At 29.1% G+C, this 12,856-nt stretch carries 10 protein-coding genes and 1 riboswitch; all 10 genes read right to left on the bottom strand.

All coding sequences use genetic code 11. From position 1 onward, the window contains the following. Positions 1-248: 248 nt before the first annotated feature. The 10 genes from I2E83_RS08140 to I2E83_RS08095 all read right to left on the bottom strand — a co-directional run bounded on the left by I2E83_RS08140 (position 249) and on the right by I2E83_RS08095 (position 12,855). Complete coding sequence (locus I2E83_RS08140) at positions 249-866, bottom strand: lipofamily protein (protein WP_195429362.1); 618 nt, start codon at positions 864-866, stop codon at positions 249-251. Between the two features lie 81 nt (positions 867-947). Further along, complete coding sequence (locus I2E83_RS08135) at positions 948-1,106, bottom strand: hypothetical protein (RefSeq protein WP_195429361.1); 159 nt, start codon at positions 1,104-1,106, stop codon at positions 948-950. A 77-nt stretch (positions 1,107-1,183) separates the two neighbouring features. Beyond that, the gene (locus I2E83_RS08130; RefSeq protein WP_195264342.1) at positions 1,184-2,536 is read right to left on the bottom strand and encodes a PTS transporter subunit EIIC; all 1,353 of its coding nucleotides are present in this window, start codon (positions 2,534-2,536) and stop codon (positions 1,184-1,186) included. Positions 2,537-2,928: 392 nt separating this feature from the next. Beyond that, entirely contained in the window at positions 2,929-4,035 is a 1,107-nt protein-coding gene (locus tag I2E83_RS08125; protein ID WP_195429360.1) for a MupG family TIM beta-alpha barrel fold protein, read from the bottom strand. Further along, the gene (locus I2E83_RS08120; RefSeq protein ID WP_195264340.1) at positions 4,028-4,348 is read right to left on the bottom strand and encodes a PTS lactose/cellobiose transporter subunit IIA; all 321 of its coding nucleotides are present in this window, start codon (positions 4,346-4,348) and stop codon (positions 4,028-4,030) included. Before I2E83_RS08120 ends, I2E83_RS08125 begins: the two co-directional genes overlap by 8 nt. A gap of 26 nt (positions 4,349-4,374) precedes the next feature. Continuing rightward, positions 4,375-4,683 carry a PTS sugar transporter subunit IIB gene (locus tag I2E83_RS08115; RefSeq protein WP_008678226.1) on the bottom strand — a complete coding sequence of 103 codons (309 nt, stop codon included), beginning with the start codon at positions 4,681-4,683 and terminating at the stop codon, positions 4,375-4,377. A gap of 200 nt (positions 4,684-4,883) precedes the next feature. After that, positions 4,884-7,616 carry a sigma-54-dependent transcriptional regulator gene (locus I2E83_RS08110; RefSeq protein ID WP_195429359.1) on the bottom strand — a complete coding sequence of 911 codons (2,733 nt, stop codon included), beginning with the start codon at positions 7,614-7,616 and terminating at the stop codon, positions 4,884-4,886. Between the two features lie 155 nt (positions 7,617-7,771). Beyond that, positions 7,772-9,094 (bottom strand): amino acid permease, encoded by a 1,323-nt coding sequence (locus tag I2E83_RS08105; RefSeq protein ID WP_195429358.1) that lies wholly within the window; start codon positions 9,092-9,094, stop codon positions 7,772-7,774. 70 nt (positions 9,095-9,164) lie between these two features. Next, positions 9,165-9,336: riboswitch (Lysine riboswitch) on the bottom strand. A 62-nt stretch (positions 9,337-9,398) separates the two neighbouring features. Beyond that, positions 9,399-11,834, bottom strand: a complete 2,436-nt coding sequence (locus I2E83_RS08100) for a copper-translocating P-type ATPase (protein WP_195429357.1) — start codon at positions 11,832-11,834, stop codon at positions 9,399-9,401. Between the two features lie 229 nt (positions 11,835-12,063). Continuing rightward, a complete protein-coding gene (locus tag I2E83_RS08095) occupies positions 12,064-12,855 on the bottom strand; it encodes an ABC-2 family transporter protein (RefSeq protein ID WP_195264336.1) in 792 nt (263 codons plus the stop codon). Position 12,856: the final 1 nt, after the last annotated feature.

The following is a 12,856-nucleotide window of genomic DNA, read 5'->3' as shown; positions in this document are numbered from 1 at the left end:
ATTTATTTAATTATATAAAAAATACCTATAGCCATAAACCCTTTTATTTAAGTGTCTAGTCTATAGGTATCAGTTTAAAACGCGAGCCCCTTTTAAAGCATTTATTTTACTTACTTTAAAGATGGTTTTAAACTTAAGTGGAAACTTTTGTCTATTATTTATATATGCGACAAAAAGGAAGTTCGAATTAGAACTTCCCTTTTTATCAGCTAATATAAAATTTATTTTGATATTGCTTCTTAATATATTTATTTAACTTCCATAGTTCCTGCTACTTTTGATTTTTCATCCATATGGAATGTATTTTTTGCTTCTTCATTTTTAAAGTAAACATTTCCATCTATTGTTGCATCTTCTAACGTTACTCCATTAGCTTCAATATATACATCTCCTTTAACTACTCCACCTTCTATTTTTGCATTTTCATCTTTAATTGTTAATTTAGGTGTAGTTAAAGTATATGATGCTTCTTTTACTTTATTTTCTCCATTTTTATATAAAGCTAATACACGTGATGCTGGTACCATCTTACTTGAATCATCTTTATCAGCCTTTTTAAAACCTGTATCTAATACTACTTCTTTTGTAGTATTTACATCGTTTTCTAGTATTACAATCCAACTTTCTCCAATGGCTCTAAATAAATTTGCTTCATCAGTAACACGTGATGGAGATGTTACCATATCTGCCTTATTTTCACCAGTACCATTATTAGTATTTGCACCGTTATTATTAGTTGCACCACCATTATTTTCAGTTACAGATGGTGTATTTTCGTTAGTATTACCACTATTATCATTTTTACTACATCCTACAGATAACAATGCTACCATAGTTAAAGGAATTATTAATGATTTAAACTTCATAGCAATGACCTCCTTAAGTTTTCTCAATAATAATTTTCCCTTATTTAAATAAATTATTTATATTATTAAATTCAATAATTATTAATTTAATCCTGTTAATAAATATAAGAATAATAAAATACTTATTATTGCGCAAATATTTGTAACTGCTTGCGATTTTCTTTTTTTAACACTTGCATCATTTCTATCTTCTGTTGCATAAGTAAATAAATGTGTAACTTTATATAAAATTTCTCTCATAATACCAACTCCTAAAATTTGTGCAAAAAGGATAGTAATAAAACTATCCCTTTTACTTTTTATTTTATATTTTTTATTTATAGGGCGCTTGATTGATCACAAGCAATTTCTGCTTGTTCCATTTCTAAGTTCTTCTTATCAGCATAAGCAACGAATGGTAAGTAAATTAATACTGAAACTGCAATGTTAATTAATGCTACAACTGCTCCTTGCCATTGTCCAGTTGCTAAGAAAGCAGATATTACTGGTGGACAAGTCCATGGAACTACTGCTGATGCTGGAGCTACGAATCCTACTTTACTTAATACATAAGCTATGATAGCTGAAGCAATCGGTGCTGCTATAAATGGTATAATATATATTGGATTTAATACTATTGGTAAGCCAAAGATAACTGGCTCATTTATGTTAAAGAATGCTGGACCTGTTGCAACGTTTCTAATTGATTTATTTATAGCACTCTTTGATTTAATTATCATAGCTATCATTAATGCTGCTGTTAATCCTGAACCTCCAAGATTTACATATGAATCTAAGAATTGGCTATTTATAATATTAATTCCTTCTGTATTACCAGCTGCTATAGCTGCCATATTTTCAGCTGTTAAAGCAAGGAATATAGAATTTATAACTGGTGCTAATATATTTGATCCATGTAATCCAAAGAACCATAAAAGTTGTTGTATTAATATTAATACTAATAATACTGGTAAAGAATTTGCAAGTCCCATTAATGGCTTTGAAATTAAGTTATATACATGTAGATAAACTTCTGCATATCCAAATGCTTCACAAATAGCAAATACTATTCCTACTAAAGTTAAAGTTATCATAGTTGGTAATAATGCTGAGAATGATCTTGATACTGCTGGTGGTACTCCATCTGGTAATTTGATAACTAATTTTTTATTTTGAGATAACTTAGCAAAGATTGTACCTGTAATTAAAGTAACAATTAATATAGTAATTAATCCTGATGGTCCAAGCCATTTTGTAAATATACCTGGTTCCCATCCAAGTGTTCCTGCATCAAATCCACCCCAAGTAACTGGAGCTTTATAAGCAAACATATTTGTAAATACTAAACTTGATGCTAGTGTAACTAATCCTGTTGCAAATCCATCAACATCATATGATTTACCTAATGCATATCCTATAGATATTGCAGCAAATAGTCCCATTAAGAACATTGATCCACCATACACATTTAGTGCAATTACATCTAGCCAATGTAGAGGTTGTCCTTCTACAAACAAATCTTTAACTGATTGAATCGGAAAATTGTGAATTAAAAGTCCGAAAGAACCAATAATCATAAGTGGCATTATTGTAGCAAAACCATCACGTATAGCTACTAAGTGTCTTTGAGCACCTATTTTAGATGCTATTGGAACCATATAACGTTCCATCCAGTTCATGAATCTTTCCATTTAAATTCCCCCTTAAAATTTTTGTTTATATTTACTGATTTTCTCTTAGAATATTCTTTATGCATAATTTCATTATAAAGAGTTAATCAGTTAATAACATTATTTAAAATCCTTTACATTGAATTTTATTTGATATTGTTTTCTTGACTATATATAAAGCAATTTGTGTGCCAAGTTTTTAAAATCCTTATTTTTCTTGAAAACCTTGATATATCTAGCTTTCAAGCTCTATTTTTTTACACACTTATTTTTCCCAGTCTGTGTAATTCCATTACACAAATTTATAAATAATTTATTTGTGTAATAATATGTTAATATTATTAATTATTTTTTTATTTTAATTTTAAATAGATATAAAAAAAATTCTGGTTTCGCCAGAATTTTTTTAATCACTAGATAATTTTACATTTACTATTTAATTTAAATGAGAATTTACTCCAAGGTTTTATATAGTCTAATAGAAATATTTCATCCTCAACTATCTTAGCAACTACATTAGTTTTTCCTGTGTTTTTCATATCTTTTAAAGCTACTTGTAACTCTCCTGCATATCTAGTGTATAAATCCGTATCAATTAAAATGTCCCCTCTTTTTATATCTACCAAATTGTATGGTGGGAAGCTTTCTCCCTTGTATTTTACTCTACTTTGAGTGCTTCTTGCCATATATTCTGAAGAATCTCCTCTATTAAAATGGAATTCTTCTAAAACTATTTTCTTATCTAAATCCCTTATCCCCTCTACTAATTCAACATTAAATTCTAGCATTTCTTTATTCAACTCACTTAATGCTTTAAGCTCATCCTCAGATGCAAAAGCATTTGCTATGATTATATCATCAATTAATCCAGTTGCAAATAAATGCTTAGCTTGTATATCTATTGGTAAACCTCTATGCATTTCCAAAGTACATAGTCCTTCTGATACCGGCCAAGGTCCATGTTCTGCTGAAGGAGAATTCACAAAGGCAGCAGTTCTTATCCCTAACTCTTTAAATTGTTTACTTGAAGTTATAAAATTTTCATAAGATAAACCTGTATAAATATGTGGATAGAAATTGTGACAACCATAAAGATTATTTAAATTTGCTTTATAAGAAAGTATGTTGTCAACATATTTTGTTCCATTACTAATATTTAATTCTATTTTTAACCCATACTCATTAAAAGTCATAACAGATTCTTCATATCCACTAAACCCCATGTCAAGCCTTATACCTGATAGTCCCATTTCTTTAAATACTTTTAAATCAAATATAGATGCCTTTAATTTATTAAATACATTCGGATCTATATCAGCAATAACTTCCATATCATTTTCATTAGCTACACTTAATATATCTTTAAATTCATTTAAAACAACATCAATATTCTTATCACTTGCAGATATTAAACATGTAAATATTCTCTTAAAACCATATTTCGCAGCAAGTCTTATATAATCTTTTATTTCGTTAACTGAGGCATTGCTAGGGTATATTGAAATTCCTAAATTATTCATTTCTACATTCCACCTTATTTAACTTTTCATGAAGATCTATAATTTCTTCTGCTAAATCTTTTACAACTATTGATGTCATTAAGTGATCTTGTGCATGTACTAATAATAATGATACTTCACATCTATCTCCTGCTGCTTCTCCTTGAATTAAACTAGTTTGTGTTGCATGGGCATCACCTAGAGTTTCCTTTGATTTTTCTAGTAATTCTCTTGCTTCATCTATTTGTCCATTTTTCGCTAATTGCATTGCTTCCATTGCATAGCTTCTAGCTTCACCACTAAAGATTATTAGATCCATTATAATTTTTTCCATTGGTTACACCCCTTTTACGATTATTGCTACTTACTGCTCATTGATAGCGCTTGTTTTAAAACTTTTTCCCCATTCATTGTTCCATAATCTACTGTATTGATTACCTCTACTGGAACTCCTATTGGCTCGAATTTAGCTTTCATTTTGCTTAATAAAAATCTAACTTGTGGTCCTAATAATAATACATCTATTTCATTTTCATGTTTCTTTAATTCTGCCTCACCAACAGCATTTATTGTGCAATCGATTCCTTGAGCTTTAGCTGCTGCTTGCATCTTACTAACTAATAGAGATGTTGACATCCCTGCTGAACAAACAAGTAATATTCTTTTCATTTAAATTACCTCCTCATATATATAAATCCTTACACTATATCTATTAGCAATTTTAATGCCAAATTTAATCTAATAAAAATTTCACTTATTATCCATCTTGAAACCGCATATTTACTCACTTCCAAAATTACAAGCAAAATTCTTCAGTGTGTAACAATTGATTACACACATAACAATAACAATATATATTCATCTTTTTTTTACACAGATGTCTTATTATTAACTACCATTTTAACTATATGAGCCAATTCATTTTCTCCAATATTTACACTGTAGTTCTCTTCAAGAAGTTTTAAACATTGTTTTATAAGTATAAACTCTCTATTGTTTGAATGCCTAAATTCATTTAACATTACGAAAGGTGTTTCTTTTCCGCCTTTATTTAGCTTATCTATTAAGAAACAAATATGAATTAATATACCTATATTCACTTCATGTATTAGTTTAATATTTAAATGTTCTTCTATATTAATCAAAGTTTTCCTTATATCTCTTATAAGCTTATATGAATCAATATTATTTATCTGTTTCTCCATACTCTCTACTATCTTATAGTACTCTTCTTCTTGTGATATAAGCTTTTCTAAATCATCTATCCCTTCTCCAGATAAAATATCTGCTGCTGATATAAATGGTATATTAGGGACAAAGGTATTCAAAACACCAACAATAGCAAGTATATTATATTTTTGACTTAGTGACTCTATATTGCTATAAAAATCATCTTTATCTAATATATTAAGAGCATGAATTTTAATATTAATTTTGCTATTTATATTGTTTTCTATTATTTCTTTTAATCTTTGTGCTGAACCATCCCCAGTAAAGCATGAAGTAATTATTATACTTTCCTTTTGATCTATTTTTGATGCAGCCCCTTGAATTCCATATCTCTTAATTTCAAGGCAAGATTCATATATCTCTTTTAAACCTCTTCCATTTAATGCTTTTCTTCCTGCTTCTATAACTAGCAAGGTTGTAACCATATCAATAGTTTTTACTTTAATATCAGTTTCATCTTTTATCATATCTCCAAAGTTAGTTAAAGAGCCCATATCTACTAAAAGAAAAACTCCCTTTCCAGTGTGAATTTCTTTTACTTTTTCCATAGCAATCTTATACATATCCTCAGCCTTCATACTTAAAGGCATATCTAAAGCTTGCACGTATTCTTCACCTATTAAAGAATTTGCAACCTCTACCATAGATGAAGCAGTAGAATGTCCATGCATTATGACTAGCACAGCTACTCTTTCATCTTTTGCTTTATCTTGTTCATATGGATTAGTTGCTAAAAACATTGTTATATATCCTATTTCATCTAATGGTACTTCTATATTAAATTTTTTATCTATAATGCTAGCAACTTCCATTGATACAATAAACTCCCTAGCATATTCCCCTCTAATAAAGTTTAATTTAGGATGAAATATTTTTATACCTTGTCTTATTCTCTCTAAACTTCCTTGAATATGCAGAGCTAACCCAAAGTAAACTTTTTCATCATAGTCTCTATTTAACTTTTTAGACGCAAATAAAAGAATTTCTTCTACTAAATCTACTATCTCAACATCAACAACTTTTGATATTTCATCTTTTCTAAATTTTTCTGGTAAGTCTCTTATATATTTTCTAAAATATTTTTCTATATCTATATTTAAAATTTCATCAATTTCTTTTTCTTCTATTCCATCATTTTTTAACTCTTCTATTTTTTGTTCAATTCTGTCATAAAACATAGCTCTTTCTTTAAATTCTTCTAAGTTTTGGCTATCTTCTATTAATGCAATTTTATCTCTATATGAAAATTTAAGAACATCCCCCATATTGTTTAATATCTCATCAACTTCATCTCTATACTCTTGTAACTTCATAAGGCCCATTTTTACTCTCTGATGTAAATCTTCCTGATCAACTAATATATAGTCCTTATTTTTAGCTTTATATTTTAAGAATGCTCTTGCACAAGAAAGTTGAAGATCACTTTTTAATTGACCTATATTATTAGGACAATCATATAATAAAAATGATATTAATGCATTTTTATTAAAATAAATACTCTTTGAAACTCTTTGAGATTCATTTTCTATAAACTCTCTAAGCAAATAATATCTTTCTTTTATATTCTTCTCCTTTAATGATGGCAAGGTTATCACCATTGGTATTCTTCTGCTAAAAGTTTTAAGTAAGAATGATTGAGGATCTTCTGTGGTTGCTGCAATAATTTGTGCTTCCACATTAACAAGTTTTTCAGTATCTCCTAGCACTCTGAAATGTCCTTTATCTATATATGTAAATAACATTTCCTGACCTTGTGGAGATAACCTATGAATTTCATCTAAAAATAATATTCCACCATGAGCCTTTTTTAGCAGTCCATCTCTATCAGAATCAGCACCTGTATAAGCACCCTTCTTTACTCCAAATATTTGAGCCATAACTAGTTGTGGGTTATCTGCATAATCTGCACAATTAAATCTAACAAAAGGTGCTTCTTCTCCTATAACCTTTGACTCTATTGCAAAGTTATACATAGCTTCTGCAAACATAGATTTACCGACACCAGTTTCACCTAAAATTAAAGTGTGCAATCCTCTCGGAGGATATAATATTGCAGCTTTTGCTTGTTGAATTGGCATTTGTAAACTTAATTTAGCCCCAACTAATGTATCAAGAGTATTTCGCTTTATCTCTTTATAAGCTTTCTTAATTTCTTTTGACTTTTTATCTTCATTTTTAGTAACGCAGCTGTACTTAACTGGATGGCCTTCTATTTTGTTAAGAACTCCATCTTTATAAAGCTGATTTAAATATCTACTTACATTAGCCCTGTCTAACTTCATAAAAATACTAAGTTCACTTGCTGTTACTCCTTGATTATTTTTTACTTCTAACTCTTTTAAAGCATTATAAATCTCATCTATTTTGCTCATATTTACCTCCCATCACCTTTATGTAAACTTTTATATCTTATTAATTCTAACATATAATTATTTTTTTTACAGTAGCAAAATTTTTTGAAAATAAAAATAAAGCTTATCCTTATTTTTTATAAGAATAAGCTTATTTTTACTATTTTTAGTTTTGTTTATAATGTTTTTTTATTTTTATGATGATTGTATATGTAAAATGGAACCCCAAGTAACATAAGTATAAATCCCCACATTACTATTTCAGCTCCTGAACCATATATAGTCCACATTGTATATATAAATGCTAATAAAGGAACAAAAGATTTCTTCAAGAAAATTTTTAACGTTATATCTTTTTCACCTTTAAACATAAGCATAATTTCTGCACATGCAGTTAAAAGATATACTGGCAAAAATGCTAATGTAGCAAGTATAGTTATAAAAGTAAATGCTGAAACCATACTTTTTTGATAATTCATTATAAGTAATATATTTACAAGTACTGAGCCTATTATTAAAGCATTTGAAGGTGTTGAATATTTAGGATGTAGTTTCCCAAATCCCTTAGGAAATACGCCATCTTCTCCTGCAGCATAGGCAACTCTTGCAGTTGATAATAACCAACCAATAGTTGTACCTAAAATACATATAACTACTGATATCGCTAGAGGTTTTCCTATTGCAGAACCTAAAATCTTAGTTAATATATCAGTAAGAGGTGCAGAACTTGTAGATAGCTCTCCATTAGGCATTGCTCCCATACTAGCTACACTTATTAAAATATATATTATTGCTGAAATTATCATTCCATAAATTGTACTTTTTCTTACATTCTTTTCTGGGTTACTAATTTCACCTGCAGTTACAGTTGCACTTTCTAATCCAACAAAAGCCCACAAAGTAGAAGTGGCAGCAAGAGGAACTGATTCAAGACCTTTCCCATCCGGCATCAATGGTAAGAAATTAGCACTATCAAAATTTAAAAAGGCTACTACTACAAATAATCCAAAAAATACAATTTTAAATACTGTTACAAATGACTGTATCTTTCCAGCTTTCTTAACACCCACTATATTTATAATTGTAAATATCCATAATATTGAGCTAGTATATATTATTGAAGCTAATGGATTGTTAAGAGCCGGAATTATTGCTGCACTATAACTAGCTAATGCTACTATTATAGCTGCATTACCAATCCATGAACCATTCCAATATAACCAAGCACTTAAAAAGCCTGCAAATTCTCCAAAAGCTTCTTTTGTATATTGATAAGCTCCACCTGTAGATGGATATTTAGATCCTAAATTAGCAAAGGATATAGCTATCAATATTGATCCAATTGTCGTTATTATCCAAGCAATCATTGTTGCTAGTGGGCCAGATACATCTGCTAATGTTGCTGGTAACATAAATACACCTGAGCCTATCATATTTCCACACACAAGCATAGTAGCCATAAATAAAGTAATTTCCTTTTTCATATGCTTCTTTTCCATACTTTTCTCCTAAAAAAATAAGCCCAAAGATTTCTCTTTGGGCTCGTATTTATTGCAAACTTTAAACAAACACAAAGATAGCTCTCCACAAATTATTGTGACAGCTTTGCATATATTTTATACAAAACCAGTTTAAAATCCTTAAGCAAAATTATAAACTTCGGCAATAATTCCTTTCATATTAAATCATCGTGCTTACCTCATTAATATTACTATTAATTATTGCAACCTCTATCTACAAATATTTAATTTACATCTTAATTTTATCAAAATTTCAACATATGTCAAGGACATTCGACACAAACTAAATGTTTGCTTTAAATTTTCTAAGTCTTAATGCATTTAATAATACTGATACAGAACTTAAGCTCATGGCACCAGCTGCTATCATAGGATTTAATAATGGACCTCCGAAAATATGAAGTACTCCCATTGCTACTGGTATTCCTAACACGTTATATGCAAATGCCCAGAATAAATTTTGTTTTATATTATTTATAGTCGCTTTACTCAACTGAATTGCTTTTATAACGTCTACTAAATCACTCTTCATTAATACAATATCTGCAGATTCTATAGCTACATCTGTTCCTGATCCTATTGCTATTCCTACATCAGCTTGAACTAATGCTGGAGCATCATTTATTCCATCTCCAACCATTGCTACTTTTTTATTTTCGATTTGTAATTTTTTAACTTCACTCGCCTTATCTTCAGGTAACACTTCTGCTAAGACAATGTCTATTCCTACTTCTTTTGCAATGGCTCTTGCTGTTTTTTCATTATCACCAGTTATCATTGCTACTTTTATCCCCATATTATGGATAGCTTCTATAGCTTTTTTACTATTTTCTTTAACTGTATCTGCAACTGCTACAATTCCTTTTATTTGATTATCTATAGCTAAAAACATAGGAGTTTTTCCTTCTTCTGCTAACTTATTAGATTTATCATGTAAGTCACCTAATTCTATTCCTCTTTCTGTCATTAGCTTCTTATTACCTAAGGCAATAATACTGCCTTCTATTTTTACTTCTATCCCATGACCTGGTATAGCTTTAAATTCTTCAATCTTCTTCAACGTAATATTTTTTTCTTCTGCAGCTCTTACTATAGCTTCTCCTAATGGATGCTCTGAACCTTTTTCTGCACTGGCTGCTAATGCTAAAATATCTGTTTCACTTATATCTTTGCTAATTATATTTGTTACCTTTGGCTTTCCTTCTGTTATAGTTCCAGTTTTATCAAAAACAATAGTTTCTATTTTATACGCAGTTTCTAGAGCTTCTCCACCTTTTATAAGAACTCCATTTTCAGCACCTTTCCCTGTTCCTACCATAATTGCCGTAGGTGTTGCTAATCCTAAAGCGCAAGGACATGCTATAACTAAAACTGCTATAAATATAGTTAGAGAAAATACAGCTGACTCACCAGATATATACCAAGCTAAGGCTGCTATAATAGCTAATCCTATTACTGTTGGTACAAAATAAGCTGCTATTACATCAGCAAGTTTTGCTATTGGTGCTTTTGTTCCTTGAGCATCTTCGACTAATTTAATTATTTGAGCAAGTGCTGTATCATCTCCAACTTTAGTAGCTCTATATTTTATAAATCCTGTTTTATTAATACTTGCACCAATTACCTTACTTCCTACACTCTTTTCAACTGGAATACTTTCTCCTGTAAGCATAGATTCATCTATTGATGTATTTCCTTCTATAACTTCTCCATCAACAGGCAACTTTTCACCTGGCTTTACAATTACAATATCTGAAACTTTTACCTCTTCAATAGGAATAGTAAGTTCTTTGCCATCTCTAATAATATTTGCAGTCTTAGGAGCTAATCCCATGAGTTTCTTAATAGCATCTGAAGTTTTTCCCTTTGATACAGCTTCTAAATACTTGCCTAAAGTTATTAATGCAAGTATTACTGCTGCTGATTCAAAATATAAATGCATTGCATATTCATGATCACCAATATTTATTTTATATATAGCAAATAAACCATAAATAACTGCCGCTGATGTCCCTATAGCTATTAACGAATCCATATTAGGACTTAATTTAAATAAATTCTTAAATCCTATTAAATAAAACTTATATCCTACTATCATAACTGGTAAGGTTAATACAAGTTGAATTATTGCAAAATTTAATGGATTCATCATAGGATCTATAATATTAGGTAAATGCATTCCTACCATATGACCCATGGATATTATTAATAAAGGTATCGTAAATACTATTGATAAAATAAATCTATACCAAAGCTTTTTATGCGCTGGAATTTTATTTACTTCACTTTCTTTCTTTTCTTCTACTATTAATTTATATCCTGCTTTTTCTACGATATTTTTCAAATCATTAATAGATATTTTATTTTCATCAAAAGTTATATTTAATTTTTCTGTAGCAAAATTTACTGACGAATTTATAACTCCATCTGCCTTTTTAGTCACCCTTTCAACTCTATTTGCACAAGCTGAACAAGTCATTCCTTCAACCTTAAAACTATAATTCTTAGTATTTTTTTCAATTCCATAGCCTGCTTTTTCTATAGCTTTTTCAATGTCCGAGCTATTTACTTTCTCATTGTCATATTTAACACTCAAAGTTTCAGTAGCAAAATTTACACTTGCATTATCTACTCCTTCAAGCTTATTTATTACTCTTTCAACTCTGCTTGCACATGCAGTACATGTCATACCTGATATCTTAACTTTTTCTTCTTTCATATTAATCCCTCCTATAACCACCCCCCAGGGGTGTGGTATAATGTTATTATACTATTTTTATTTGTAATGTCAATAATAATTCTCATTAAAAATGCAAATTTATGTTATTTTGTAAATAATATAATATTGATGTGTCTTATAAAAAGAATACTAATATTTATTGTTATCACCATTTATTATTAAAATAAAAAGACATATATATACCTTTTAGTATACATATGTCTATCACTTAACTTCCAGCACTTTCATATACGCTAATACCTTTTAACCATATTTTATATGATAATGTTATAGCTACCAAACTAACAATAAACGGTAAAATAATTCCAGTTAATTCATTTCCTTTTCCAATAAAATATGCACCTGGATAATATCCTGTAAAAGCAAAGGGGATAATAAATGTTAATATAAATTTTATCGCACTTGGATAAATGCTTATAGGATATTTTGCAAAGGTACTTATTGAATATGCCATAGACATATATGATTGTGAAAATTTAACCCAAAATGCTATAGATGATGTTGCAAGTTTTATTGAAGTATATATTAAAGTTGCACACATGGTTACAAAAATAAATTCTAGTATTTTCATTGGATTATAAGAAATATTTAAATTTATTGATGCTGTTACTAGTAAAATAAACCCTATTATAACTTCTCCTAAACCATCTAGCTGAACACTTTCTGATATAACTTGAAATAATGGATTTATAGGTCTCAATAAATATTTATCGAATTCGCCTTTAACTATGGTTTTCCAACTGAATATCCATAAATAATCGGTAAATATATGATCTATTCCCCTAGGTATTTGTGCAAATCCATAAATAAATAAAATTTCATAAAAACCCCATCCATCTAATGTTGGAATAACGCTAAAAATTAATTTAATAAATACAACACCAGCTAGTTGAATCAAAATAAACCCAATCAACCCTAATACAAAATCAATCCTATATTCCATTAGGGTCTTTATATATTGCTTAAGAAATTTCGAATATAATTTTATATATTTAACCATT

Source organism: Clostridium sp. D46t1_190503_E9 (genome assembly GCF_015555225.1).
In the GTDB taxonomy this organism is placed as follows: domain Bacteria; phylum Bacillota; class Clostridia; order Clostridiales; family Clostridiaceae; genus Clostridium.
This window is presented reverse-complemented; position numbering and strand designations above follow the sequence as displayed.

Excerpts from the sequence above, each read along its gene's own strand:
- I2E83_RS08140 (WP_195429362.1), bottom strand. The coding sequence starts at position 866 with ATGAAGTTTAAATCATTAATAATTCCTTTAACTATGGTAGCATTGTTA.
- I2E83_RS08105 (WP_195429358.1), bottom strand. The coding sequence starts at position 9,094 with ATGGAAAAGAAGCATATGAAAAAGGAAATTACTTTATTTATGGCTACT.
- I2E83_RS08125 (WP_195429360.1), bottom strand. The coding sequence starts at position 4,035 with ATGAATAATTTAGGAATTTCAATATACCCTAGCAATGCCTCAGTTAAC.
- I2E83_RS08095 (WP_195264336.1), bottom strand. The coding sequence starts at position 12,855 with ATGGTTAAATATATAAAATTATATTCGAAATTTCTTAAGCAATATATA.
- I2E83_RS08120 (WP_195264340.1), bottom strand. The coding sequence starts at position 4,348 with ATGGAAAAAATTATAATGGATCTAATAATCTTTAGTGGTGAAGCTAGA.
- I2E83_RS08115 (WP_008678226.1), bottom strand. The coding sequence starts at position 4,683 with ATGAAAAGAATATTACTTGTTTGTTCAGCAGGGATGTCAACATCTCTA.
- I2E83_RS08100 (WP_195429357.1), bottom strand. The coding sequence starts at position 11,834 with ATGAAAGAAGAAAAAGTTAAGATATCAGGTATGACATGTACTGCATGT.
- I2E83_RS08135 (WP_195429361.1), bottom strand. The coding sequence starts at position 1,106 with ATGAGAGAAATTTTATATAAAGTTACACATTTATTTACTTATGCAACA.
- I2E83_RS08110 (WP_195429359.1), bottom strand. The coding sequence starts at position 7,616 with ATGAGCAAAATAGATGAGATTTATAATGCTTTAAAAGAGTTAGAAGTA.
- I2E83_RS08130 (WP_195264342.1), bottom strand. The coding sequence starts at position 2,536 with ATGGAAAGATTCATGAACTGGATGGAACGTTATATGGTTCCAATAGCA.